This is a genomic window from Ectobacillus soli (assembly GCF_042610425.1).
Classification (GTDB): Bacteria; Bacillota; Bacilli; order Bacillales; family Bacillaceae_G; genus Ectobacillus.
In genome coordinates this window covers 702,056-728,897 of sequence record NZ_JBGJZM010000001.1, presented here as the reverse complement: position 1 = coordinate 728,897, position 26,842 = coordinate 702,056, and the positions used below count along the sequence as shown (strand labels likewise).

Sequence of the window (26,842 nt, the reverse complement as noted above, 5' to 3'; positions counted from 1 at the left end):
ACCCGTTTCACGCTGTATAGGGGAGAAACGGTGAAAGCATATATGGTGAGAAAACATAGAGCCCGGGACAGTTTGTATCATGCAAGTTCCTCCTTTTTCTTCTTTTCCTGTTCTTGCAGAAGACGCCATAGTATTTTTCCTGTCCCAGACAACGGCAACTCTTCTACAAATGCAACGGTGCGAGGAATCTTATAATTGGCCATAACCTTGCGCGACCATGCAATGATTTCATCTTCTGTAATGGTTTCGTTTGGTTTTCGAATGACAAATGCCTTTACTGCTTCCACTGATCGTTCATCCTGAACTCCAATGACACAAGCTTGCAGAATGGATGGATGCTTATATAAAATAGCTTCGATTTCCGTAGGCCATACTTTAAAGCCAGAAACATTAATCATTCGTTTCAACCTATCTACAATGAAGTAATACCCTTCTTCATCCACTTTTGCAATATCTCCCGTTCGAAAGTAAGTCGTTCCATTTAAGGTAATAAAGGCTTCTTCCGTTGCTTCTTGACGCTTCCAATACCCCTTGCACACTTGAGGGCCAGCTACAATTACTTCCCCCTCTTCTCCTACACCTAATAATTGCTGCGTATTCGGATCCCACACGCGAGCATCTACCCCAAAGGAAGGTACACCCATACATTGTAGCTTCGGTCTGTGCACAGGATTAAAATGTGTTTGTGCCATCGTTTCAGACAAACCATACCCTTCAATATAGGAAACTCCCAGCACCTGTAACAATGTTTCTCCTATTGTCTTAGGAAGTGGTGCCCCTCCACCTCCTACAATAGATAGAGAAGAGAAATCATAAGATGTGAGATTAGATACCTGTAAAAAATCCACTACCATCGTACTGATGTTAATCCAATGAGTAACTTTATATGTCTCTATGAGTTTTGCTGCGATATCGCGGTCCCAGCGCGTTACAATCACGATGGTTGCTCCCACATACAACGGGGCATTCATCCCATGCTGCATACCTGTCACATGAAAAAACGGCAAAGTAGCTAAAATAACGGCATCATCTGTCAAATGAGTCCAATAAGCTGCACCTAATACATTTGCAAGCGTTGTTTCATGTGTATGAATGCACCCTTTTGGATTTCCCGTTGTTCCTGACGTATAAGGTAGCACCGCAACCGTACCCGGCTCGAATGACAAATACGAAGGTTTGTGAGTGGAGCAAATGACTTCATTCCAATGAGTAATATGTTCGTGTGATATGGTCTGTCTTTGGGATGTAATGATTTCAGAAAGAGTATAAGGAGTGTTCTCAGGAAGATAGTCGGAATAGGTAGCTACGATGATATGTTGTAAAGATGTCGTTTGTAAGAAAGGTACAATGTTTGAAACTAACTCTTGACCAACAACTGCAACGGATGCCTCGCTATCTTCTACAAAAAAGGCAAGTTCTTCGGGCACATTCATTGGATTTAATGGCACCACAATGGCCTGAATTCGTAGAATCGCATAATAGGCGATGACAAACTGCGGTGAGTTTTGCATATAAAGTAAAACTCGATCTCCTTTTTGCACGCCTAACACCTGCTCGAAGTAACCGGATACTTTTATAACCTCAGCCTCTAGTTGTTTGTAGGTAATTACAGAATCATAGTATACAATTGCTGCTTTATTCGGATTTTTCTGAGCAGACACCCGTAAAGTTTCGGAAAGATTTTGCTCAGGAATAGCAATCGTTTTCGGCAACCCTTTTGGCCAATGCGGAAAGTGAAGCTCTTTCATCTATATCTCCCCTTCACATACATATTTTTCGGCGCGTAATACCGCTTTCGCAATCGTACGTTTCTCTTCTACAACATTTGTGTAAAGGAAATGGTCGCATTCTACCCTTATCCAATTTAAATATTGGATTTGCTCTTTTTCTTCACAAAGTGAAATGACAATTTTCCGGGTAAGGATTTCTACTTCTATATACGTATCATTTAAGTAAGCGTTTGCAAAGAGGTGTTGGAGAGCTCCCCCATACTTTTGCGCACGAAGGACCGTAGTTCGGCCCCGTAAAGCAAGATTACAATCTGTAGATTCTTTAGTACGATTTCCTGCTTTTTTACTGTCGTTTCAATTAATCTATATTCCTCTTGAAAATCCTATGGAGTAAAAAAATGTGATGCTTCTTTTGTAATAAAACTACCACCAGCCGTTACAGCTTGTGGCATATACTTTCCTCCATTCGAATCTCATCTTTGTACAGTTTGGCAACAAGCGGGTATAATCCTTGCTTTGCCACATACAAGATCTCTTTCTCATAGCCAGCCTTTCTTAGTGAGCGACCGACCCTAGAAGACAAGAGAAGCTGCTCTGCACAATCTTTATTTCCTTTATAAAAGAGGTATGCAATCCTAGCGGAATCGGTAAGGTCCCACTGTCCTTGCTGCATAAGATGATGGATGACAAAACCCGCACCGTAAAAATCTTCAAGAGATACATTGCCGCCAGAACCAGAACAGATGATGACAATTGTTTCGTCTTCATGTTCAGCCTGAACCGTTTTTGCTACCGCGTGACCATTAAAGAGAGAAGCTACATATACTTCCTTTGCTACCGATGCGCTCGAAATTGCAACCGTACCGTTCGTAGTGGCGAGAATCATCGTCTTATTCTGCAATATGCCTTTTAATTCACTCGGATACGGAAGCAGAAAATTCTCAATAGAACGGCCTTGGTGTTCTCCTACTACAATACAATCACGTTTATCTTGCTGTTTTCTTACCAATGCCTCTTCCTTCGAGCGAACAGGAATGACTGCCTTTGCACCGTACTGCAAGGCGACTGTAATCATCGATGTCGCAATTAATACATCAAGTACAACCGCTATATTCCCCTCCAGTTCGTTGCTACGAATTTCTTCTTTTGTCATAACAACATGAAGTTTTCCCACTTCCTTACCCCCTATATTTCTGAGACTGCTCCCCTGCATGCAATAGGAGACCTCGTACAAACTGATCCATCTTTGCAAACCGAGGATCTTTCGTTTGTCCCTGTTTATATCGATAAAAAATCTGTTGAATAATCACAGCCAGTTTGAAATATGCAAAGGTAATATAAAAGTGGATGTTGGATACATCTCGGCCGCTCTTTTTTGCATAGGCTTCTACAAATTCATCTCTCGTCATAAAACCATCTTGTACCGTAATAGGAGGTTGACCCAATCCATATTGCAAAAAGTTTGGATCCTCTGCTTGCACCCAGTAGCTCATGGCTGCACCAACATCTGCTAGGGGATCTCCAATCGTAGACATTTCCCAGTCAAACAAACCAACAACCTTCGTCACATCATCATTAGCAAACAACATATTGTTACATTTAAAATCATAATGGATAATAGAAGGCTTTGGTGACTGCGGAATATTTGTCGTAAGCCATTTCGTAATATGCTCGACTTCAGAAAATTCGTCTGTTTTCGCTTTCTCATATCTTTGAATCCAGCCTCTTACTTGTCTTTCCATGAATCCATCTGGATACCCAATTTTCGCAAGCGGTGTTTGTTCATACTGCACATCATGAAGAGACACGAGTGTATCAACAATTGATTCCGAAATCTCATGACACAACTGCTTCGTAGGCTTAATTTCATCCGGAAACGCAGTGTCTAGCACAATGCCGCGGCGACGTTCCATGATAAAAAAAGGACATCCAAGAATCTCTGTACCCTCATGAAACAAATACGGCTTTGGAGCTAAGGGAAATACATCATGTAATAGACTAAGGAGCATCGATTCGCGCTGCATATCATGAGCCTTTGGGGGCACTTTTCCTAATGGAGGACGACGAAGTACAGCCTCCCACGTACCAATTTTCAGTTCATACGTTAAATTGGAAGCACCGCTAGGAAATTGCTGTACAAGCAAATGTTCATCTGGAATATCCTGCAAATTCCGTCTTAGAAACTGTTCCAATTGTGCGATTGGCAATTCTTCTCCCTTTCGAACCGGAATAGTATCTAGCATCCTCATCCCTCCTTTTTTTCAATTCCATTTAAGACCATATCCATACATATATTTGCAAACGCTTCAGCTTTTATAGGGCCACTTGGATTAAACCACATGTAACTCCAATTACACATCCCTAAAATGCCGAGTGCAATCATGCTTGGATTTAATTCCTGTTTAAACTCCCCGATTTCGATTCCCCTCCGTATTACCTCTTCCAACCCACGTCGAAACTGATCTCGCTTTTCAAGTAACTCTTCTAAATTGCTATCCTTTAAATTTTGTAATTCCCGAAAAAACACGCGTGCACTTTTTCCGTTCTGCTCAATATTTTGTAGGAGCATTGTGATGATTTGATGTAGCTTCTCACGAAAGGATGTATCTAACCTCTTCATAATTTGATTCTGCTTACGCAAAATGAAATCGATAAAGCGGTGATGAATGGCAACAAGTAGCTCCTCTTTACTTACAAAATGGTAATAAAAAGCGCCTTTCGTCACCCCAACGGTATCAACAATATGCTGAATAGATGTTTCCGCAAATCCTTGTTTTTCAAATAGTTCGATGCTTGCTTGTATGATTTTCTCTTTCACATTCTCACCTTCTCTTGATACCTTCTTATACCATTTTCATTGCGGAACGTTCCACTTGATATGGCTTTAATTCAAGCTTGGCAATGGCAGCCTTGTGTACTTCATCTGGTCCATCGGCTAAGCGAAGTGTTCTTGCATTAGCCCAGTGTGCTGCTAACGGAAAATCATCGCTCACACCTGCTCCGCCCAACGTTTGAATGGCTCGGTCAAGTACGCGCAATGCGACATTTGGTGCAACGGCTTTGATCATAGCAATTTCTTTTTTCGCTACTTTATTTCCCGCCGTATCCATCATATAGGCAGCTTTTAACGTAAGAAGGCGTGCTTGTTCTATTTCAATGCGTGCTGTTGCAATCCAGTCCTGCACCACTCCTTGCTCGGAAATTGTCTTTCCAAAAGCAACCCTACTTAAGGAACGCCGACACATAATTTCAAGTGCCCGTTCTGCCGCACCGAGTAAACGCATACAATGGTGGATTCGACCAGGTCCTAACCTTCCTTGTGCAATCGCAAAACCCTTCCCTTCTTCCCAAATCATATTTGAAGCAGGGACAACAACATTTTCAAATAACACCTCTGCATGACCGTGCGGAGCATGATCATAGCCGAATACAGGCAATGTTCGAAGTATCTTCACCCCTTCCGCATCCATCGGAACAAGAATCATCGACTGTTGCACATGACGCGGCGCTGATTCATCTGACTTTCCCATGAAAATAGCAATTTTACAGCGCGGATCCCCCGCACCAGATGTCCACCATTTTCTTCCGTTAATGACATATGCATCGCCTACCCGCGTAATGGAAGATTGAATGTTTGTTGCATCCGAGGAAGCAACGTCAGGCTCAGTCATAGCAAAACAAGAACGAATATCGCCGTTTAACAGAGGTTTCAGCCATCTTTCCTTTTGTTCCTCTGTTCCGTAACGAGCTAATACCTCCATATTCCCCGTATCCGGAGCAGCACAGTTAAACACCTCTGGTGCTATAAAGGAACGTCCCATCACTTCACAAAGCGGTGCATATTCTACATTTGTCAAACCAGCCCCGTATTGATTCGGTAAAAATAAATTCCAAAGACCCGCTTCTTTCGCTTTTTGTTTCATCTCTTCCATGATGGGCGGAATACACCAGCGGTCTTTCTGAAGCTGCTGTTCATAAACACTTTCATTTGGATACACAACTGCTTCCATAAAATCTTCTAGCTGCGTGAGTAAGTGTCGTACCTTTTCACTATAAGAAAAATTCATATACGATCCTCCTTGTTTACTAACCAGTCGGTATGTTTTTTACAATATATTCTAATTCTTCTCTATTAATCCAAATTCCTTCTATTTTTCAAAAAAAAAGAAACTGCATAGGCAGTTCCTTACATGTCTTTAATTGGTGCAAATGATTTACGGTGAAATGGTAACACACCATATGTTTGTAGTGCTTCTAGATGTTCCTTTGTTCCATACCCCATATTCCTTTCAAATCCATACTCGGGATATTGTTCTCCTAATTGCTTCATCATACGATCTCGTGTTACTTTCGCCACAACCGAAGCCGCAGCAATCGAAATGCTTTTAGCATCCCCCTTAATAATGGATGTTTGCATCGTATCAATTGGTAATTTCATAGCATCAATTAACAAATGTTCCGGTCTAACGGACAAATGAGAAATCGCTAGCAGCATAGCTTTCTTTGTAGCTTGATAGATATTGATTTCATCTATAATTTCTGAAGACACAATGCCAATTCCAATTGCAATTGCTTCGTCTTGTATAGATTCGAAAAACTGTTCTCGCCGCGCCTCGCTTAATTGTTTCGAATCATTTAAACCAGGAAGAAAAAAAGACTCTGGCAAAATAACAGCAGCAGCAACAACAGGACCAGCTAAAGGGCCTCTTCCTACTTCATCAATCCCTGCAATCCACTTCACACCTTGCGTTCGAAGTGCAGTTTCGAATTGTGTCATCTGGAAAAAATGTTCTCGCTGAACCATTTCTTGTTTTCTTTTTTTACGCCACCGTGTAACAAGACTTTGCACACCTTTACGTTCATCTTGCAATACTTCTAAAAAGCGTTCATCCATTTCTGAAGTGATTGTATCTAGAAGTAGCCCAATTTCACGAATCGTTTTCCCCATAAAATCCCTCCTACATGTTTCCAAACAAAAAGAAAGGCACGCCTATGCGCACCTTTATGCTATTATTTCTGGTTCTTCTAGTGTAAGACGGCCTAGCTTCCCTGCACGAAGTTCTCGCAGAACTAGCTCCGCTGTTTTATCATAATCGATAATCCCGCCGCTCATGATGCAGCCTCTATTTTTCCCAATTGCATCAAAAAGTTCAACAATTTCATCTGGTATATCAGATAGTTGATAGCGTCCCATTAAATTATCAGGGTAATGCGCAGATAAAAAACGAAGAGCATACACTGCTATATCTTGTAAATTTAAAATAGAGTCTTTAATAGCACCAGTCGTTGCTAAGCGATAACCAACTTGCTCATCCTCAAATTTCGGCCATAATACACCCGGAGTATCTAGCAGCTCTAACTCCTTGCCCACTTTAATCCATTGCTGTGCTGTCGTAACACCTGGACGATCTCCCGTCTTTGCAATATTCTTTTTGGCAAGTTTATTGATTAAAGTTGATTTCCCTACGTTAGGAATACCCACGATTAAAGCGCGGATGGCACGAGGATTTACACCCTTGGCAATCAGTTTATCCGTTTTTTCTTTTACAAGTTCCTTTGATGCTGCTGTTATTTCCTTCATTCCCTGGCCAGCTTGCACATTTAAAGCAATTGCTTTATAGCCACTGTTTTGAAAATGTTTAATCCATTTATTTGTCATTCGTTCATCAGCTAAATCTGCTTTTGTCATAACAATGAGACGCGGCTTATTTACAACAATTTCATCCATCATCGGATTGCGTGAAGATGAAGGTAAGCGTGCATCAACAAGTTCAATGACAAGATCAATAAGCTTTAGTTTCTCGGTTATTTGTCGTCTTGCTTTCGCCATATGGCCTGGAAACCATTGTATAGTCAAACAATCATCCTCCTTAAGGATGCGGAATCATACGGGCATCTGAAAACGGCCAATATACAATATTTGTTTTCCCAATTACTTGATCAATTGCTACTGTTCCAATCGTGCGACTATCTTTACTAAGCCTACGATTATCCCCCATAACAAAAATCTGCCCTTGTGGCACTGTTTTCTGCCCAGTAATGTCCTCTAATTTAAAATCATACGTAAGTGGTCCGTCTTTAACTTGCGTTTTATATGCATCAAGATAAGGTTCTTCATATCGTTTCCCGTTTACATAAAGAACATCATCTTTATATTCGATTGTGTCTCCTGGTAAACCAATAATACGTTTGATATAATCTTTGTCCACAGTTGCTTTAAAAACAATGATATCAAAGCGCTTTGGCTCACTAATTTTGTAACTGATTTTATTTACAATCATGCGATCATGGTCATGTAATGTCGGCATCATCGATACGCCATCTACTAAAATAGGAGCAAAGAAAAAAAAGCGGATGATAGCCGCTAATGCGATTGCTACAACAAATGCTTTAATCCATTCCCACGTTTGGTTTTTTCCTTTCGCCATGAACGAACCTCCGCTACTTGCTATTATTGGAAAAAGGGAGCTTGCTATCACAAGCTCCCACATGTTCATTATCTAATTTCTTTAATACGAGCTTTTTTACCGCGAAGCTCACGCAAGTAGTACAACTTAGCACGACGTACTTTACCACGACGTAGTACTTCTAACTTTGCAATACGTGGTGTATGAACTGGGAATGTACGTTCAACTCCAACGCCGTAAGATACTTTACGAACGATGAATGTTTCACTAATTCCGCCTCCGCGACGCTTAATAACAACGCCTTCGAAGATTTGAATTCTTTCACGAGTACCTTCTACTACTTTGGCATGTACACGTACTGTGTCACCAGGACGGAAAGATGGTAAATCCGTTCTTAATTGATCCTTTGTAATTTCATTGATTACATTTTGCATATATGTTTTCTCCTTCCAAACGGATGCTCTTACAAGCCTTTTTTGCAATTGCAGCGGAACATCGTGGTTAGACTTATATAAGTCACAAGTGATATCATAGCATACAATAGTATTGGTTGCAATAGCATAAAACTAAGATTTCTTAAAACTGTTAAGGTTTTTTACTTGTCTTGTTTAAACTCTTGAATCCATTCTTTTTCTACCTGTGTAAGTTCACGTTTCTCTAACAAATCTGGCCGACGATTATAGGTTCTTCGTAGAGATTCTTTGTGGCGCCATTGTTCGATTTTTTGATGATTACCTGATAAAAGTATATCGGGTACGCTCATACCTCGAAACTCTGCTGGACGTGTGTAATGTGGATGTTCAATCAATCCTGTACTGAATGAATCTTCTGCACAAGACTGTTCGTTACCCAGCACTTCAGGTAATAACCTGACAACACTATCGGTAACTGTCATCGCTGCCAACTCACCGCCCGTTAATACATAATCACCAATTGATATTTCATCTGTAACAAGATTCGTTCGAATGCGCTCATCATATCCCTCATAATGACCACAAATAAAAATTAAATGTTCTTCATGCGCTAGTTCTTCCGCCTTGCTCTGTGAAAACCGTTCTCCCTGTGGACACATTAAAATAACGCGGGGCTTCTTAGAAGATTGTGATAGATGCTCTACCGCATCAAAAATCGGCTGAGGGGCAAGTACCATTCCTGCTCCTCCGCCATATGGATAATCATCAACATTATGATGTTTATCTGTAGAATAGTCACGAAAATTAATTACGTTAAGCGAAACAGCCTGCTTCTCCTGGGCTTTTTTTAAAATGGAGGAACCAAACACCCCGGTGAACATTTCAGGAAACAAGGTTAATATATCTATTTTCATTCTAATAACCCTTCCATTAATGCAATTATCACTATTTTTTCCTTTGGATTTACTTGTAACACAACTTGATCAATATAGGGTATATATGCTTCTTTTCCATTCTTTCGTTTTACAACCCAAACATCGTTAGCGCCAGGTGAAAGAATTTCAGTAATCGTACCGATTTCTTCTTCGTCCTCTGTTACAACGCGGCAACCAATAATTTCATGGTAATAGTATTCTCCTTCTTCAAGTCCTACGAGGTTCTCATCTGTCACCTTTAATGTGGCACCTTTAAATTGTTCAACAACATTTACATCTTCATAACCCGCAAAAGTAAGTAGATCAAATGATTTATGAACTCTGTGAGAAGATACTGTAACATGTATTGGTTCCTTACTTCCCTCTTTCCAAATCGAAAGCTTATTTCCAACTTTATAACGTTCCTCACGAAAATCCGTACTGGAAATAACGCGTAATTCTCCTTTAATACCATGCGTATTAACAATTTTCCCTACATTCAACCACTTTGCCATCAATATTCACTCCTGTTATGGTTTATGGCTTGACTTTGTTTCCTACCTTATTAAAAAAGGGAGAGGAATACTCCCTCACCCTTTTTTAGATAAAATTTCTATTGTAGCTTTCATATTCTGTTGAAGTCCCGCTGACGAAACATAATCCGAATCATTTTTGCGATTCGTCCATATTTTCCAATGACTTCTCCAACATCTTCTGAATCACTCTCAAGTGATCTTACAATCATTTGGATCAATCCATCATCATTGGGAGAGCCTCAATTATTTATTTAGCTTAGACAAATGAAATTTTTCAAGAATTCCTTGATTTGAGAAAAGGTTACGAACTGTATCAGATGGTTTTGCACCATTTTGTAACCATTGTAATGCGCGTTCTTCGTTGATTTTCACTTCTGCAGGTTGTGCAACTGGATTATAGTATCCAATCTCTTCAATGAAGCGTCCATCACGAGGAGAACGAGAATCTGCTACTACTACACGATAGAAAGGAGACTTTGTTGCTCCCATACGTTTTAAACGAATTTTAACTGCCATTTATAAAGCACCTCCGAAATTGTTTCACACAGATAATTATATTATCAAATATGTTGTTCCTTTGTAAAGTATAAATTCTTAACAGAACAAAATTTTCTTAAAATCCACAAGAATATTGTAACTATATTACATAAAAGGGAATTTAGGCATGCCTTTTTTCTTCCCTTTTTGCATGCTTGTCATCGATTTCATCATTTTTTTCATATCTTCAAATTGCTTTAGCAAGCGGTTTATTTCTTGTATAGAAGTCCCACTTCCTTTTGAAATTCTTTTTTTGCGACTCGCATTAATTAGTTCAGGCTGCTCCCGTTCCTTCTTCGTCATGGAACGAATAATAGCCTCTACATGTCCGATTTGCTTATCATCGACTTGAACATTCTTCAAGCCTTTCATCTTGTTGGCGCCTGGAATCATATTTAAAATTTCATCAAGTGGTCCAAGCTGACGCACTTGTCCAAGCTGCTCGAGAAAATCATCAAATGTAAACGATTGCGACCGCATCTTCTGTTCGAGCTCTTTCGCTTTATCCTGATCAACGGCAAATTGTGCTTTTTCAATCAGTGTAAGCACATCACCCATCCCTAAAATGCGAGAAGCCATACGCTCGGGATGAAAAGCCTCTAATGCATCTAGCTTTTCACCTAGTCCCACGAATTTAATTGGGGTATTTGTAACAGCTTTAATAGACAGGGCTGCCCCGCCGCGTGTATCACCATCCAGCTTTGTTAACACAACACCTGTTAACCCGAGCTGTTCATGGAAGCTTTGCGCTACATTGACAGCATCTTGCCCAGTCATGGAATCGACTACAAGGAAAATTTCATCTGGCTGCGCTACTTCCTTCACTTGCTGCAATTCGTTCATGAGTTCTTCATCAATGTGCAAGCGACCTGCTGTATCAATGAGTACGTAATCATTATGATCTTGCTTTGCTTTTTCAATCGCTTGCTTTGCAATTTCAACAGGGCTTACTTTATCACCTAATGAAAATACAGGCATATCCAGTTGTTTCCCGAGTGTTTCTAGCTGTTTAATTGCTGCTGGTCGGTAAATGTCTGCCGCCACTAGAAGAGGGCTTCGATTATGCTTTTTACGAAGTAAGTTTGCAAGCTTTCCTGTTGTCGTTGTTTTCCCCGCACCTTGCAGCCCTACCATCATAATGACAGTTGGAGGACGACTGGAAACCGCAATTTTACTCTGCTCCCCGCCCATAAGTTCTGTAAGCTCTTCTTGAACAACCTTAATAACCTGTTGCCCAGGCGTTAAGCTTTTCATTACTTCTTGCCCAACAGCACGCTCGGATACTTGTTTGATAAAGTTTTTTACCACTTTAAAATTAACGTCTGCTTCTAAAAGGGCTAGACGAACTTCACGCATCATTTCTTTTACGTCGGCTTCAGATACTTTCCCTTTACCGCGAATTTTTTGCAATGTCTGTTGAAGTCGGTCGGCCAATCCTTCAAATGCCATAATGCCGCCCTCCTACTCTAATTTTTCAATAGCCTCAACAATTTGTAATGCTTCTTCATTTGTTTGGTTGCCCTCGCTAATGAATGATTTCAGCTGTTCGATAAGACGTTGCCGTGCTTGAAACTTTTGAAATAATACGAGTTTTTCTTCGTATTCTTCTAGCATTGCCTCCGTACGCTTAATATTATCATATACAGCTTGACGGCTTACATCAAACTCTTCTGCAATCTCGCCAAGTGAGTAATCATCTAAATAGTAAAGAGACATGTAGCTTCTTTGCTTCGGGGTTAACAACGATTGGTAAAAATCAAATAAATAGTTAATTCTCGTTGTTTTTTCGAGCATGCTTCATCATCCTTTGTTAAGTAGATTACCTTTACAAAAACAAGTGTACAAAATCTCATATACACTGTCAAGTATTTTTCCTTTTCTAGCTATTAAATAGCAGGATTAACAAAGGATAAGGCTTCGATCCAATAGGATTGTTTCTTTTATTCAGCTTCAATTAAATCGGCAAACAATCCATACACATATTGTTGCGGATCAAATTCTTGTAAATCATCCATCTTCTCACCTAAACCAACAAGCTTAACAGGTACATCCATTTCGTTGCGAATCGCTAATACGATGCCACCTTTTGCTGTTCCATCAAGCTTTGTTAGAACGATGCCCGTAACATCTGTCGCCTCACGAAACGTTTTGGCCTGGCTTAACCCATTCTGACCTGTCGTTGCATCCATTACAAGCAGTACTTCATGAGGTGCAGATGGCACTTCACGTTCAATGACTCGCTTCACTTTTTCTAATTCCTTCATTAAATTCACTTTATTCTGCAAGCGGCCTGCGGTATCACATAGCAATACATCCACGTTACGGGCTTTTGCAGCTTGAATAGCATCAAACATGACAGCTGCCGGATCTGACCCAGCTGTATGTTTAACGACCTCCGCACCCACACGTTCTCCCCATACTTCTAGCTGTTCTATTGCTCCTGCACGGAACGTATCGCCAGCTGCTAATAAAACAGACTTACCTTCTTGCTTTAATTTATGGGCAAGCTTTCCGATAGTCGTTGTTTTGCCTACACCATTTACACCGACAAATAAAATAACAGTCAATCCTTGCTGTATATTTAATTTATTCTGGAATGATCCACCTTCATATATTTCAACTAGCTTTTCAGAAATAACACTTTGCATATCACGTGGATCTTGAATATTGCGACGTTTCACTTCTTCTTTTAGCTCATCAATTAGATCCATGACAGTCGAAACCCCAACGTCGGCACCGATTAAAATTTCCTCTAACTCTTCAAAGAAGTCTTCGTCGATTTTACGGTAACGGTAGACGAGATCATTCACTTTTCCTGCAAAGGAATCTCTCGTTTTTTCCATACCTTGTTTAAATTTTTCTGTTACAGAACTGGCCTGTTGTGACAGTGTCTCTTTCAGTTTGCTAAAAAAACTCATATTCATCAATCCTTTCTATTCCGTAAGAACATTTTCTTTTTCATCGAGTCTAACAGAAACGAGTTTTGATACACCGGATTCTTGCATAGTAACTCCATAAAGCACATCACATTCTTCCATGGTGCCTTTGCGGTGTGTGATTACTATAAATTGAGTGGCTGCACTAAAATTCTTTAAGTATTGTGCAAATCTTAACACATTCGCTTCGTCGAGTGCAGCTTCTACTTCATCCAAAATGCAAAATGGCACTGGACGAACTCGTAAAATGGCAAACAATAAGGCAATGGCAGTTAGCGCACGTTCCCCACCAGAAAGTAACCCTAAGTTTTGAAGTTTCTTCCCTGGAGGCTGTGCCACGATATCAATTCCAGTAGCAAGTATATCGGCATCATCTGTCATCACAAGATCTGCACGCCCTCCACCAAAAAGTTCTCGGAAGGTTTCTTGAAACTCAGATTTAATAGCAGTAAAAGTATGAGAAAATCGTTTCTTCATTTCTTCATCCATTTCACCAATTACTTGATACAAAGTTTCCTTCGCCTCAACTAAATCTCCTTGCTGCTCTAGTAGAAATGTATAGCGCTGTGAAATACGGTCGTATTCATCGATTGCACCTAAGTTTACCGTTCCAAGTTCATCGATGCTAGCCTTTGTTAATTTCACTTGTCTTTTGGCATCTTCTACTGGCATTTCCATCGGATATTTATTCTTCGCTGCTTCAAATGAAATAGAATAAGCCTCCTGTAGCTGCTGCAAGCGATTGTCAAGATCTACATCCAAACGGTTTACTTGTATCTCTTGCTCTTTAACGAGTTGTATGAGGTACTTTTGCTGGCGCTTTGTTTCCTTTCCCTCTTGCTCTAGCTTCTCATAGGTTTCTTGCAGTGTAAATCGTTGTTCACGACGTAAACGAATTAATTCTGTCGAACGATTACGCTCAGTATCCTTCATCTGAATCATAGCAGAAAGCTGCTCTTCACCGCTAGAATTCGAAGTCATTTCTTGTTTTAAAAACGTTAAATCTTCTTTCGTTTGTATGATTTGTTGTTGTGCACTCTGATAATCCTTTTCTAAACGCGTTACCTTTTCTTGCTGATTACTTTGTCGTTGTTGATGCTTTGCTACGGCTACTTTCAATTCTGTAATTTCATCTTGCAATTTTTCCTTTGAGGTAGTCTGCTCATTTTTTTTCTTTGACAGAGCGCCAATTTCTTCATCATACTTAATAAGCTTTTGCGCAAGAAGCTGTAGTTTTTCTTCTAATTCCTGTATACGCTCTTCTCTTTTCGATTGATCTTGAACACTTCCCTCCATTTCAAGATCATACATAGCTAATCGGTCGTTCACACGGTTCTCTTCAACCTCTACTTGTGTCAGCCTCTTTGTGCGTTCTTGATCTTGCATGAGCATCGCATCCCAATCATTTCGATACCGAATTACTTGGTTTTCTTCATCATGAATGCGTTGCTTTAAGTTCCGAACACGTTCTTCTAGACTGTTCGTTTTTTCCTCCATCTCCGCCAATTTAGCAGTAACCGTCTCTATTTCACGTTGACGACTTAAGAGAGAGGTTTTTGCCTGTTTTACTGCTCCGCCAGTCATAGCACCGCCAGGATTTACGATATCACCTTCTAACGTCACAATTCGATACCGATACTTTAGCAATCGAGCTAACTCATTCGCACCCTTTAAATCTTTTGTAACGAAAACGGTGCCGAGCAAACTTTGGATAATGGTTTCATAGCGCTTGTCATATTGAATAAGATTAACAGCAATACCAAGAAATGCTGGATGCTGTTTGGCTCCGTGTAGTGCTTCTGGAGTAACATTTTTCCCTTTAATAACAGAAAGCGGTAAAAAAGTTGCCCGTCCATATTGATTACGCTTTAAATACGAAATCGCTTCTCGTCCATTTTCTTCCGTTTTTACTACAACATGCTGCATCGCGGCTCCAAGAGTCGTCTCAATTGCTACTTCATATTCTGCGGGTGCTGAAATCAGTTCAGCCACAGCACCTTCTATTCCTTGTAACTGATTGCGAGCCTTCAGTACTTCACGAACGCCTTGATAGAACCCTGCATAATCTTCTTGCATTTCTTCTAGCATTTCTTTTCGTGAACGCGTTTTTTGTAAAAATTGATAGGCTTGATAGAGTTTACCTTCACTGTCGTTTCGTTCCTGCTTGATATGAGTAATACTCGCCTCTGTTTCACGTAACAGAGCTTTATGATTTTCTAGCTTTGATTTAAATTCAGCATACTCTTGTATTAAAATTTGCTTGCGTTCTTTAATTTCAGCACGCATTTTTACATATTTTTCATTTTCCTCATCAAGTTGTTTATTTTTAGACTGACGCTGTTTTGTTTGTTCTTCAATAAGAGAAATTTCATTTCGAATACTTGCTTGCTCATTAAGCAGTTCAATGTAATCTCCCTTTAATGTTTCAATGCGCTCATCTAAATTTTGTTCAAACGATTGCAATGCAGTGAGCTTTGTATGTAATTGTGTTTGTAACCTTGCTACATATGTATAGATTTCTTGAAGAAGGGAATGATCACTCGTAATATTCCGTTCATATTGAGAAAGCTTTTCTGTCAGTTTCACAACCATTTGTTCAAGCTTTAAGCAGTTTTCATCCGCATTTTTCTTACGTTCTTTCAGCAATTCTCGCTGTCCCTCTAGCTTTTCTAATTCTTTGCTAGAAAGGAGCAACACTTCCTGCAAGGATTGTATAGATTCATCAATGGTTTGTGTGTCTGCTCGCATTTTTTCAATATTTGCTTCATCACTTTGTAAAGAAGAAGTTAATGTCAATTCTTTATCTTTATTTTTCTCTAATTGTTTTAATAATGCTTCCCATTTTTCATGAAGTTCTTCAATTTCATACACAATGAGTGCTGCTTCGACCCGTTCTAATTCTTCCTTTTTTTCCAAGTAGTCTTTTGCAGCCGATGCTTGCATGCCTAATGGTTCAATTTGCTTACTAAGTTCATGAATAATATCTTCTACACGATTTAAATTTTCCTGTGTTTCTTCTAATTTTGCTTCTGCTTTCTTTTTCCGTGTTTTATATTTCAGTACCCCTGCTGCTTCTTCAAAAATGCTACGGCGGTCTTCTGGCTTACTACTTAATATTTCTTCAACTTTTCCTTGGCTTATAATCGAGAAGGCCTCACGCCCCATACCCGAATCCATAAATAAGTCGACAATATCCTTTAAGCGACACGCTTGTTTATTAATAAAAAAGTCGCTGTCACCTGACCGATATACCCGTCTCGTCACACTGATTTCATTGAATTCAATTGGAAGACGCTGATCTTCATTGTCCAGTGTAAGGGTAACTTCTGCCACATTTAAAGGTTTTCGCGTATCGCTTCCAGCAAAAATAATATCTTCCAGCTTTGCTCCTCGAAGCGATTTTACCGACTGTTCACCGAGCACCCAACGAATACCATCCGTAATATTACTTTTCCCACTGCCATTAGGTCCGACAACAGCCGTCACGCCTTGGACAAAATCAATGGATATTCGGTCTGCAAATGATTTGAATCCCATGATTTCTAATCTTTTGAGGAACATCACTACTCCCCCTTTATGCATAATGAATCCCCCTACCTCTAGGGGGATTCTGTTATTGATGTTCTTTTAATTTTTTTAATGCTTCTGATGCTGCATGTTGCTCTGCTTCTTTTTTCGATCGTCCCATTCCCACACCTAATATTTCACCATTTAACATAACATGGGAAACAAATTCACGACTGTGAGCAGGACCCTTTTCATGCAGTATTTCGTATTCAATATTTCCACTACCATCTCGTTGAATTAATTCTTGTAGCTGGCTTTTAAAATCCATCAAATGAGAAAAAGCACCTTCATTGATTTTTGGATAGACAACTGTTTTTAGAAAATCCCATACAACTTCTAACCCTTGATCTAAGTACAGGGCTCCAATAAACGCTTCAAACACATCCGCTAACAAAGCAGGTCGTTCTCTTCCACCTGTCATTTCTTCGCCTTTTCCTAAAAGAACAAATTCGCCAAATGATAGTTCATTAGCAAATTGAACAAGTGAAGGTTCACAAACAATTGATGCACGTAGCTTTGTTAATTCACCCTCGCTCATTGTCGGATATTTTTGAAACAAATATTGTGAAACAGTAAGTTCTAGAACTGCATCTCCTAAAAACTCCAAACGCTCATTGTCTTCATGAGGTTTTTTGCGATGCTCATTCACATAAGAAGAATGTGTAAAAGCTTGGATTAACAGTTTTTCATTCGTAAATTCGATTCCAATATGACTTTGAAATTTTTGAAATGCTTCGCGATGTTTCATATTATACCTATTGTCTCTATGTCTTCTGTATGGCATAGGCCCCTCCTGGATATCTATCCGCATATATATACTGAGGAAGCCCCGCTATAGGGCGGGACTTACCTCAAAATATTATAGGTGGCTCTCTATGTAAGAAACAGCATCGCCAACAGTAGCGATTTTTTCTGCATCCTCATCAGAAATTTCCAATTCGAATTCATCTTCAAATTGCATTACAAGTTCTACTACATCTAAGGAATCAGCACCTAAATCTTCCTTAAAACTTGCAGAAGGGATTACCTTTGATTCATCTGCATCCAGACGATCAACGATGATTTTTGTTACGCGTTCTAAAACAGTTGCCATTGTCATTCACCTCCCCTCAAATCATTATATTAAATAATCTACAAAAAAACTAGGACAAATACACGAGATTTACAACTACTTAAAATACTCGCTTAAGACAAATGGCCCCTTTTGGGGCGAGAACTTCCATCCTCCGGAGCAAAGCGAGCCGGGTTCCGCTTTTCTTTTATTACATTGCCATTCCGCCGTCTATGTGGATGGTTTGTCCGGTGATGTAACTGCTTTGTTCAGATGCTAGAAATGCTACTGCGTTTGCTATGTCCTGTGCTTGTCCAAATCTTGCAAGCGGGATTAGTTTTAACATTTCATTTTTCGTTTCTTCTGTGAGCACATCAGTCATGTCTGTTACGATGAAACCTGGCGCTAGTGCATTTACTGTAATATTACGTGCAGCTAGTTCTTTCGCCGCTGTTTTCGTAAAGCCAATGACACCTGCTTTTGCAGCTACATAGTTTGCTTGTCCTGGGTTACCTGTCACTCCTACAACAGATGCAATATTTATAATTCGTCCGTAGCGTTGTCTCACCATTTGGCGTGTTACCGCTTTGGTGCAGACGAAAACGCCTTTTAAATTTGTTCGAATGACAGCATCCCATTCATCCTCTTTCATACGCATAAGGAGATTGTCTTTTGTTATGCCTGCATTATTCACAAGAATATCAATTTTTCCAAATGTATCTATCGCAATTTTCATCATATCCGCTACTTCTTCTGTATTTGATACATCTGCACGTACAGAAATAGCTTCGCTTCCAAGTGCTTGAATTTCTTCAACTACTTCCTTCGCTCTTTCTTCATTGCCAGCGAAATTCACGATGATTTTTGCGCCTTGCTTTGCTAAATCGAGAGCAATTGCACGACCTATTCCGCGCGATGCACCTGTAACTACCGCAACTTGATCCGTTAACATGTTTATTCTCCCTTCAACTTAGAAATCGTATCATTCAAGCTCTCTTCATCATACACAGCATACGTCTTAGCCGAAGGAGCAATGGACTTCATTAACCCTGCAAGTACTTTCCCTGGTCCAACTTCTATAAACGTATCCACACCAAGTTCTATCAAACGTTCGATAGTAGGATACCACTGCACAGGTGAATAAAGTTGCTCAATTAATTTATCATGGATATCACTACTATTTGTAATAATATCTCCTGTTACATTAGCGATAACTGGTATATGAGCATCTTGTATTTGTATGTTGTCTAAAACAGTTCGGAATTTTTCTGCTGCTGGCTTCATGAGAGAAGAGTGAAACGGTCCACTAACGCGAAGTGGAATCGCGCGCTTTGCACCATTTTCCTTTGCTTTTTTACAAGCAATTTCTACACCTTGCTTCGTTCCTGAAATGACAATTTGCTGTCTGCTATTCATATTCGCAACTTGTACAGCATGTCCTTCATTTGTTACTTCCTCCGTCACCGCTTGCAATGCATTTGGATCCATACCAAGAATAGCAGCCATTGCGCCTTCTCCGTTAGGAACCGCTTCTTCCATAAATTCGCCGCGTTTACGCACCGCATAGACAGCATCTTGAAATGAAAGGGCATTCGCTGCAACGAGAGCACTATATTCACCTAGGCTATGACCTGCTACATAATCGGGTGTTATATCAAATTTTTTCATCACCGTTAGAATGGCATAACTTGTTGTTAATAATGCAGGCTGAGCGTTTGTTGTTTTTGTAAGCTCTGCTTGCGGTCCTTCAAATATAATTTGTGAAAGTGGCGCTTGCAGAACTTCATCTGCTTGTTTAAATATTTGAGCAGCCTCTTCGAAACGTTCTCCTATTTGCATTCCCATACCAACCGTTTGTGATCCTTGACCTGGGAACAAAAATGCTACTTTACTCATTTTTCTTCCTCCTTTATTTGAAGTGGCGTTGCTTCTATCATGGATGCAATAGTAGGGATTACTTGCTTTGCCACCATATCTCTCGTTTGACGAATGGCATTAAATATTGCAGTTTCATCCGATGATCCATGTGCTTTCACAACAGGAGCCTTAAGTCCTATTAGTGCAGCGCCCCCATATTCAGAGTAATCCATTTTTTCCTTTAGCTTCATAAGCTTTGGCTTTAACATTAACGTAGCCAACTTACTTGTAAAAGAGCTTGTTAGTTGCTCCTTTAACATGGAAAATACAGATAATGCTGTGCCTTCAAGCGTTTTTAAAGCCACATTACCAGTAAAACCATCACACACGATAACGTCAGCAACTCCCTGCAGTAAATCACGTGCTTCTACATTTCCAACAAAATTCAAGTTAGAATCCTTTAATAAATAAAATACATGTTTGGATAGGTCGTTTCCTTTCCCGTCCTCTGTTCCAACATTCAGTAATCCAACTCTCGGATTGGCTATCCCTCTTACCTTTTCAGCGTAAAGAGAGCCCATTACCGCATACTGATAAAGATGGATAGGCTTTGCATCCACATTTGCGCCTACATCGAGCATAACAAAACCTCTTCCATCTACAGTAGGAAGAGTCGGAGATAATGCAGGACGTTCAATTCCTTCTATTCGTCCAACAACGAATAGTCCAGCCGCCATCAGTGCTCCTGTATTTCCCGCTGAAATACAAGCATCGGCTCTTCCTTCATTCACTTCTTTTGCCATTAACACCAAAGAAGATCTTTTCTTACGTCTAACTGCACGAACAGGTTCGTCGTCTCCTTCAATTACTTCTTCACTATGTATGATGGAAATACGATCTTGCTTTGTTACATACTTACGTATCTCATCTTCTTTTCCTACTAATGTAATGTGTACATCAGGGAATGTTTCGACTGCCTTCATCGCGCCGAGAACTACTGTTCTTGGTGCATGGTCACCACCCATTGCGTCGATTGCAATCTTCATATGTTTGTACCATCCTCACTATTTTTACTATATCTATACATTTCAAACGTACCAATAAAAACAATTTCGTTTCCAACAAAGCTGCTCACTTCAACAACAGATCTTCTTTTACTATTTCCAGAATCCAATACTTTCGCCTTTGCTATGACCCGTTCGTTCAATTTTACAGAACGGCGATATTGAATATTAGCCTTTGTCGTTAAAGCAACTTCATCATTTATAACAGCTACCGCTAACGAATTTGCTTGTGCAAACAAATGATGTCCTCGTGCGATGCCATTTCTCTTAAATACATGCTCTTGCTTGACATCAAAAATAGAAATTGCATGATGATCAAGCTCCATATCAATAATTTCTCCGACTACTTCGTCCAAAGGTAATGCTTTTACATTTTCATATTGTTTTGCAGCAACGCTCTTAATACGCTCTCTGAGCTCTGGAATCGCCAATTCCAAACGGTCCAATCGAATCGTTTGAATACTAACTTGAAATGTTCGAGAAAGCTCTTCATCTGTAACAAACGGGTTTTCTCGAATTGTTTCTAATAATAATTTTTGCCGTTCTTTTTTGTTTCTCCGCATCCTATTTTAAACCTTTCATTTTATGACTAGGTACTAATAGTAGTATATGAGGTATAGTAGCAGAATGCAACAAAAAATTATAAGTAGCACACTGTCATACTAATCTAGCTTTTCATCTTGCAGAACACCAACTTCATCTAAATAAGAACGTAAATCAGCGTATACGGAGCTGCTCCAAAACGCATGTGTTTCCACTAGAAGAGCAGCATCATCTCTAGCAATCTCTAGCACTTTATAGTCATGTACCATATCGGCAACTTTAAAATCTGGGAGTCCACTTTGCTTTCTTCCAAAAAAGTCACCAGGTCCTCGAAGTTCTAAATCTTTTTCTGATAAAACAAATCCATCATTTGTCTCTGTCATAATGCGCATACGTTCTTTCCCTACTTCTGACTTTGGATCTGCAATTAATATGCAGTAAGACTGCTCACTGCCTCGTCCAACTCGGCCCCTAAGCTGATGCAATTGTGATAATCCGAACCGATCCGCATCGTAGATTACCATTACAGTCGCATTAGGTACGTTCACACCTACTTCCACTACGGTTGTGGAGACAAGAAGCTGCACTTCGTTCGTACTAAACTTTCGCATAGCATCTTCTTTTTCTGCAGCCGACAAACGTCCATGCATAAGCCCTACTTGAAATTGTTTCAGATGATGTGTGAGCATACTATGTAAGTCAATAGCATTTTGCACATCTAACTTTTCAGATTCTTCAATGAGTGGGGTAATCACATAGGCTTGGCGCCCTTTTTGCATTTCTTTTTCTACAAACGCCACCACTCGCTCAAACATATCGTGTTTTGCCCAATATGTTTCAATTTCTTTGCGCCCTGCTGGCATTTCATCTATTATACTAACATCCATTTCTCCAAAAACGGTGATAGCAAGTGTACGAGGAATAGGAGTGGCAGTCATAAACAGAACATCTGGCTGTTCCCCCTTTTCTCTTAACACACGTCGTTGTGCTACTCCAAAGCGATGCTGTTCATCGGTTATAACTAGCCCCAGACATTTAAAATTCACTTCATCTTGAATGAGTGCATGTGTCCCAATTAAGATATGTACCTCTCCTCTGGCAAGACGTTCTAAAATATCACGACGCCGAACCCCCTTAACAGAACTTGTTAGCAATTCAATAGAAACATTAGTATGTACAAATAGTTGCTTAAGTGATTGTACATGCTGCTCTGCTAGAATTTCTGTTGGAACCATTAAAGCTCCTTGAAATCCTGCAAGCACGGTTGCATAGAGGCTAATAGCTGCCACAACCGTTTTTCCCGAACCAACATCACCTTGTAATAAACGATTCATGCGATAGGGAGATGTAAGATCATTCAATATCTCAGAAACGACACGTGTTTGCGCATTAGTAAGTGGGAAAGGTAAACTATTTTGAAATTGCTGCAGAGCTGCACCTGAGTAATACTTGGTTTGTCCAGCAGCATTTTCACGCTGGATTTTTCGAAGCGCCTGCATTTTGAGTTGAAACAAGAAGAACTCTTCATACACAAAGCGTCGGCGGGCTTGCTTCAAGTCCTCATGACTTAAAGGCATATGGAGTATACGCATTGCTTCCAAACGTGGAAGCAATTTATACCGCGCCCGCAATCCTTCTGGAAGTGGATCCTTCACATCAAATTGTTTAAAAGCTTGTATAACAAACCGTCGAAGCTGCTTTACAGTTACCTTTCCTTTCACTGCATACACCGGTTCTATGGTCCGCTCTATTTTCGTAAAATGTACATTCGATGCAATAATGGTTTGACGATGCTGATCCCATTTACCGGAAACCGTAATTTTCTCATCCATATTTATTTTATCTTTATAATAGGGCCGGTTGAAGCATACAACTTGAATTAAATAACGACCAACAAGGAGACGAAAGGTAAGCCTAGATTTCTTTTTCCCGTAGTATTGCAAAAGGGGCAAGCTATGAATCATTCCTTCTACTGTAACTTGTTCATCGTGCTTTACCTCTTCTAAATCCTTCATGGAATAATCTTCATACCGATAGGGAAAATGTTCTAGCAAATCCTCTACTGTATACAACCCCATCTCCCCAAGCTGTTGCGACATTTCTTCTCCTATACCTTTAATTTGTGTAATAGCTATTTTCATACTCACTTGTAAGAAGCTGCACCGTAGATTTTTGCTTCCAGCGCTTTCCCGGTCGGTGTAGCTGCCAATCCTCCTTTTGCCGTTTCGCGTAGGGCTACTGGCATTGCCTGCCCAGCACCAATTACTTCATCACAAGGAATTCTACTTGTAATCCCACCTAGTGCCATATCTGCAGCAACCATCGCATTCGCTGCACCCATGGCATTACGTTTTTTTCGAAATAAGTTACGTGCTACTCGTCCAATTTTTGCAGCACCTGCTGTATGTGAACTTGACGGACCAATTATGTCAAAAACAGATTTGTATTTCATATTCATAGCCTCTTTCGTGTCGAGAATACATCACAGTTATAAAAGCACATACCATAGCAATCAAATTCGATTATGCTCCGCAATTATTACTACTAGTATAACGAGAAAAAAGTTCTTTGTTAATAAGTAAGAATCGCCAAATAGCTTTGACTTATCCCTTTCGCAATGAATAAAAATAACAAAAAAGAAGCAACACAAAGGGAGAAAAGTACTCCCCTTTTGCGTCACCTCTTTATATAGTCATTCTTCCTATATGCTATTTATCTATTCAACAGAAAAAATAAAAGGATAAAGTGGTTGATTTCCTTTATGGATTTCAACTTCAACTTCAGGGAATGTTTCTTCTACGAATGCTTTAAGCTTACCAAGCTCCATTTCATCTACATTTTCCCCTTGTAAAATCGTAACGATTTCTGAATCTTCGTCAATCATCGTTTGGAGTAGTTTCTTTCCTGCTTCTACTTCATTTTCATCGGTTACAACAATTTTTCCATCTGCTATACCCATGAAATCATTTTTCTTTATATTTATGCCATCCATTTCAGTGTCACGAACAGCGTACGTAACTTGTCCAGTTTTAACATGTTGCAGCGCTTCTTTCATGTTAGCAGCATTTTCCTCGAGACTTGCATTTGGATCAAAAGCTAGCATCGCTGCCATCCCTTGGGGTACACTTTTAGATGGAACAACTATTATATTCCCTTCCGAAACTGACGCTGCTTGCTGTGCAGTCATAACAATATTACTATTATTTGGAAGCAATATGATATTGTCTGCATTTACTTCTTGAATAGCAGACACAATATCTTCCGTACTCGGATTCATTGTCTGTCCACCTTCAATGACTTGATTAGCTCCAATACTGATAAACAAATCCTTAATACCCGACCCCATAGCAACCGTTACAATTCCATATGCCTGTTTTTCACTTGGAGCTTCTTTTGCCACATGATCATCCTGTAATAAATGAGTGTGTTGTTCACGCATGTTTTCTACTTTTAAATTTATTAGACTTCCATAGCGTTGACCATAATTCATAGCATTACCTGGATATTCAACATGAATATGTACTTTGACAATGTCATCGTCAGCTACAACCAGCAATGAATCTCCCATTTCACTAATTTCATTACGGAACTTTTCAACAGAAAATGACTGTTGCTTTGCTTTCTCAGCATCTAGCTTTACCATAAATTCAGTACAATAACCATATTTAATATCCGCAGTATTTAATTGGCTTTGTACGTTATGATGTTCTTGATTTATCATTTGCTCCATCGTTGGTTGAATTTCTTGCGATTGTATAGTTTCCCCTTTTAAATCAGCTAAAAATCCTTCATAGACAACGCAAAGTCCTTTACCGCCACTATCTACTACTCCAACTTGCTTTAAAACAGGAAGCAAATCGGGTGTACGATTTAGAGAAGCGTTTGCTTCCTTGACTACTTGCTCCATAAATGAAACAAAATCATCTTCTGTTTGTGAGACAATAGTTGCCTTTTTTGCAGCATCCTTTGCAACGGTCAAAATTGTCCCTTCAACTGGCTTCATAACCGCTTTATATGCTGTTTCAACACCTGCTTCAAATCCTAGTGCGAAATCAACAGTTGATAAAACTTCCTTACTTTCAATAGCTTTCGAAAAACCTCGAAACAGCTGTGATAAGATAACACCAGAATTTCCACGTGCGCCCATTAACAGTCCTTTTGCTAACCTAACTCCAACCTCGCCTGCATGATCCATTTTCGATTTACGAACCTCACGAGCTCCCGAAGTCATTGATAAATTCATGTTAGTACCGGTATCGCCATCCGGAACTGGAAAAACGTTTAGAGCATCTACAACTTTCACATTATTGGTAAGATTGTTCGCCCCTTGCGCAATCATTTGTGCAAAACGTTTTCCATCAATTAGCTTAATTGACACTGATATTTCCTCCTTAATACAATTCACAAGTTTGTTACTTTAACTCCTTGGACAAAAATATTAACTGAGTCCACTGCAAGTCCAATTGTTTGATCTAATGTATACTTTACTTTTGTTTGAACATTGTGAGCAACTTCTGAGATTTTCGTGCCATAACCCACAATAATATACATATCAATATGTACTTCGTCATTTTCATTACGAACAATAACACCGCGAGTAAAGTTTTCTTTTCTTAATATTTCTGTAAATCCGTCTTTCAACTGATTTTTAGATGCCATCCCTACAATACCGTAGCAATCTACTGCAGCACCCCCTGCAGTCATGGCAATAACATCTGTACTAATACTAATCTGACCATATTGTGTATTTATTTCAATTGACATATGTGGTTCCCCCTTCGAAAATAGTCAAAGTGAGCTAGACTACTTATATCATTATAATATACTGTTAGTAAGAAAAATACTACTTCACTAATAAGCGCTCTCGGTAATTCACAACGATAATCAAAATAGTCCTTTGTTATTATACAACATGTACCCTAGTCGTATGTCAAGTAAATTTTCTTGATTTATTACACTATAGGATTGCATTCTCTAATCAGGTATGTTAAATTGAAATAGTGTTTTTAGGTCAAAAGTAGCCTAACATTGAAATTTCGTAGGATAAGGTAGTTAGGAGGGAATTATATATGGCTCGTGTTTGTGCAATTACTGGTAGAAAAGCACGTTCTGGCAACTCACGTTCACACGCATTGAACATTACGAAACGTACTTGGGGAGCAAACCTTCAAAAAGTTCGTATCGTTGTTAATGGTAAAGTAAAACGTGTTTATGTTTCTGCTAGAGCATTAAAATCTGGAAAAATTGAACGCGTTTAATAATAAAAAAAGAGTCTGAGACTCTTTTT

27 protein-coding genes and 1 pseudogene are annotated in these 26,842 nt (G+C 39.6%); 1 reads left to right on the top strand and 27 read right to left on the bottom strand.

Annotated features, from left to right (window positions below):
- Window positions 1-77 precede the first annotated feature (77 nt).
- The 27 genes and pseudogenes from ACAN53_RS03805 to ACAN53_RS03680 all read right to left on the bottom strand — a co-directional run bounded on the left by ACAN53_RS03805 (window position 78) and on the right by ACAN53_RS03680 (window position 26,319).
- A complete protein-coding gene (locus tag ACAN53_RS03805) occupies window positions 78-1,748 on the bottom strand; it encodes a long-chain-fatty-acid--CoA ligase (protein WP_379967248.1) in 1,671 nt (556 codons plus the stop codon).
- Window positions 1,749-2,166: 418 nt separating this feature from the next.
- Window positions 2,167-2,904, bottom strand: a complete 738-nt coding sequence (locus tag ACAN53_RS03800; RefSeq protein WP_379967245.1) for a 2-phosphosulfolactate phosphatase — start codon at window positions 2,902-2,904, stop codon at window positions 2,167-2,169.
- A 4-nt stretch (window positions 2,905-2,908) separates the two neighbouring features.
- Window positions 2,909-3,973 carry a phosphotransferase family protein gene (locus ACAN53_RS03795; protein ID WP_379967242.1) on the bottom strand — a complete coding sequence of 355 codons (1,065 nt, stop codon included), beginning with the start codon at window positions 3,971-3,973 and terminating at the stop codon, window positions 2,909-2,911.
- A gap of 2 nt (window positions 3,974-3,975) precedes the next feature.
- On the bottom strand, window positions 3,976-4,548 hold the full coding sequence (locus tag ACAN53_RS03790; RefSeq protein WP_379967239.1) for a TetR family transcriptional regulator: 573 nt from the start codon (window positions 4,546-4,548) through the stop codon (window positions 3,976-3,978).
- A 25-nt stretch (window positions 4,549-4,573) separates the two neighbouring features.
- Window positions 4,574-5,797 (bottom strand): acyl-CoA dehydrogenase family protein, encoded by a 1,224-nt coding sequence (locus tag ACAN53_RS03785; RefSeq protein WP_379967236.1) that lies wholly within the window; start codon window positions 5,795-5,797, stop codon window positions 4,574-4,576.
- Window positions 5,798-5,916: 119 nt separating this feature from the next.
- A complete protein-coding gene (locus ACAN53_RS03780; protein ID WP_379967233.1) occupies window positions 5,917-6,678 on the bottom strand; it encodes a ribonuclease HII in 762 nt (253 codons plus the stop codon).
- A 54-nt stretch (window positions 6,679-6,732) separates the two neighbouring features.
- Window positions 6,733-7,587 (bottom strand): ribosome biogenesis GTPase YlqF, encoded by an 855-nt coding sequence (gene ylqF, locus ACAN53_RS03775; protein ID WP_379967230.1) that lies wholly within the window; start codon window positions 7,585-7,587, stop codon window positions 6,733-6,735.
- A gap of 13 nt (window positions 7,588-7,600) precedes the next feature.
- A complete protein-coding gene (lepB, locus tag ACAN53_RS03770; RefSeq protein ID WP_379967227.1) occupies window positions 7,601-8,158 on the bottom strand; it encodes a signal peptidase I in 558 nt (185 codons plus the stop codon).
- Window positions 8,159-8,226: 68 nt separating this feature from the next.
- Entirely contained in the window at window positions 8,227-8,571 is a 345-nt protein-coding gene (gene rplS, locus ACAN53_RS03765; RefSeq protein ID WP_379967224.1) for a 50S ribosomal protein L19, read from the bottom strand.
- A 161-nt stretch (window positions 8,572-8,732) separates the two neighbouring features.
- The gene (gene trmD, locus ACAN53_RS03760) at window positions 8,733-9,464 is read right to left on the bottom strand and encodes a tRNA (guanosine(37)-N1)-methyltransferase TrmD (protein ID WP_379967221.1); all 732 of its coding nucleotides are present in this window, start codon (window positions 9,462-9,464) and stop codon (window positions 8,733-8,735) included.
- Window positions 9,461-9,979 carry a ribosome maturation factor RimM gene (gene rimM, locus ACAN53_RS03755; RefSeq protein ID WP_379967218.1) on the bottom strand — a complete coding sequence of 173 codons (519 nt, stop codon included), beginning with the start codon at window positions 9,977-9,979 and terminating at the stop codon, window positions 9,461-9,463. Before rimM ends, trmD begins: the two co-directional genes overlap by 4 nt.
- Before the next feature lie 110 nt (window positions 9,980-10,089).
- Window positions 10,090-10,209 carry a KH domain-containing protein gene (locus tag ACAN53_RS18080; protein ID WP_463323061.1) on the bottom strand — a complete coding sequence of 40 codons (120 nt, stop codon included), beginning with the start codon at window positions 10,207-10,209 and terminating at the stop codon, window positions 10,090-10,092.
- A gap of 34 nt (window positions 10,210-10,243) precedes the next feature.
- Complete coding sequence (gene rpsP / locus ACAN53_RS03750) at window positions 10,244-10,516, bottom strand: 30S ribosomal protein S16 (RefSeq protein WP_379967215.1); 273 nt, start codon at window positions 10,514-10,516, stop codon at window positions 10,244-10,246.
- A 126-nt stretch (window positions 10,517-10,642) separates the two neighbouring features.
- Window positions 10,643-11,986, bottom strand: coding sequence for a signal recognition particle protein (gene ffh / locus ACAN53_RS03745; RefSeq protein WP_379967212.1), 1,344 nt, complete (start codon window positions 11,984-11,986; stop codon window positions 10,643-10,645).
- Window positions 11,987-11,998: 12 nt separating this feature from the next.
- A complete protein-coding gene (locus ACAN53_RS03740; RefSeq protein ID WP_379967209.1) occupies window positions 11,999-12,331 on the bottom strand; it encodes a putative DNA-binding protein in 333 nt (110 codons plus the stop codon).
- A 146-nt stretch (window positions 12,332-12,477) separates the two neighbouring features.
- On the bottom strand, window positions 12,478-13,455 hold the full coding sequence (gene ftsY / locus ACAN53_RS03735; RefSeq protein ID WP_379967206.1) for a signal recognition particle-docking protein FtsY: 978 nt from the start codon (window positions 13,453-13,455) through the stop codon (window positions 12,478-12,480).
- 15 nt (window positions 13,456-13,470) lie between these two features.
- Window positions 13,471-17,034: a chromosome segregation protein SMC gene (smc, locus tag ACAN53_RS03730; RefSeq protein WP_379967203.1), complete on the bottom strand. Its 3,564-nt coding sequence runs from the start codon at window positions 17,032-17,034 to the stop codon at window positions 13,471-13,473.
- Between the two features lie 52 nt (window positions 17,035-17,086).
- Window positions 17,087-17,824, bottom strand: a complete 738-nt coding sequence (gene rnc, locus ACAN53_RS03725) for a ribonuclease III (RefSeq protein ID WP_379967200.1) — start codon at window positions 17,822-17,824, stop codon at window positions 17,087-17,089.
- A gap of 75 nt (window positions 17,825-17,899) precedes the next feature.
- Window positions 17,900-18,133, bottom strand: a complete 234-nt coding sequence (locus ACAN53_RS03720) for an acyl carrier protein (RefSeq protein ID WP_379967197.1) — start codon at window positions 18,131-18,133, stop codon at window positions 17,900-17,902.
- 169 nt (window positions 18,134-18,302) lie between these two features.
- Complete coding sequence (fabG, locus tag ACAN53_RS03715) at window positions 18,303-19,043, bottom strand: 3-oxoacyl-[acyl-carrier-protein] reductase (RefSeq protein WP_379967194.1); 741 nt, start codon at window positions 19,041-19,043, stop codon at window positions 18,303-18,305.
- A gap of 2 nt (window positions 19,044-19,045) precedes the next feature.
- Complete coding sequence (gene fabD / locus ACAN53_RS03710; protein ID WP_379967191.1) at window positions 19,046-19,987, bottom strand: ACP S-malonyltransferase; 942 nt, start codon at window positions 19,985-19,987, stop codon at window positions 19,046-19,048.
- Window positions 19,984-20,994, bottom strand: coding sequence for a phosphate acyltransferase PlsX (plsX, locus tag ACAN53_RS03705; protein ID WP_379967188.1), 1,011 nt, complete (start codon window positions 20,992-20,994; stop codon window positions 19,984-19,986). The genes fabD and plsX overlap by 4 nt, the downstream gene beginning before the upstream one ends.
- Window positions 20,991-21,575, bottom strand: a complete 585-nt coding sequence (fapR, locus tag ACAN53_RS03700) for a transcription factor FapR (RefSeq protein WP_379967185.1) — start codon at window positions 21,573-21,575, stop codon at window positions 20,991-20,993. The genes plsX and fapR overlap by 4 nt, the downstream gene beginning before the upstream one ends.
- A gap of 99 nt (window positions 21,576-21,674) precedes the next feature.
- Window positions 21,675-23,696, bottom strand: a complete 2,022-nt coding sequence (recG, locus tag ACAN53_RS03695; RefSeq protein ID WP_379970249.1) for an ATP-dependent DNA helicase RecG — start codon at window positions 23,694-23,696, stop codon at window positions 21,675-21,677.
- A gap of 2 nt (window positions 23,697-23,698) precedes the next feature.
- Window positions 23,699-23,908: pseudogene (locus tag ACAN53_RS03690) on the bottom strand (L-serine ammonia-lyase, iron-sulfur-dependent, subunit alpha); the annotation flags it as partial.
- Between the two features lie 363 nt (window positions 23,909-24,271).
- A complete protein-coding gene (locus ACAN53_RS03685) occupies window positions 24,272-25,933 on the bottom strand; it encodes a DAK2 domain-containing protein (RefSeq protein WP_379967182.1) in 1,662 nt (553 codons plus the stop codon).
- Window positions 25,934-25,956: 23 nt separating this feature from the next.
- Window positions 25,957-26,319, bottom strand: coding sequence for an Asp23/Gls24 family envelope stress response protein (locus ACAN53_RS03680; protein ID WP_379967179.1), 363 nt, complete (start codon window positions 26,317-26,319; stop codon window positions 25,957-25,959).
- 305 nt (window positions 26,320-26,624) lie between these two features.
- On the opposite strand from ACAN53_RS03680, the gene rpmB reads away from it, so the two are divergent.
- Window positions 26,625-26,813: a 50S ribosomal protein L28 gene (gene rpmB / locus ACAN53_RS03675; RefSeq protein ID WP_379967176.1), complete on the top strand. Its 189-nt coding sequence runs from the start codon at window positions 26,625-26,627 to the stop codon at window positions 26,811-26,813.
- Window positions 26,814-26,842 lie beyond the last annotated feature (29 nt).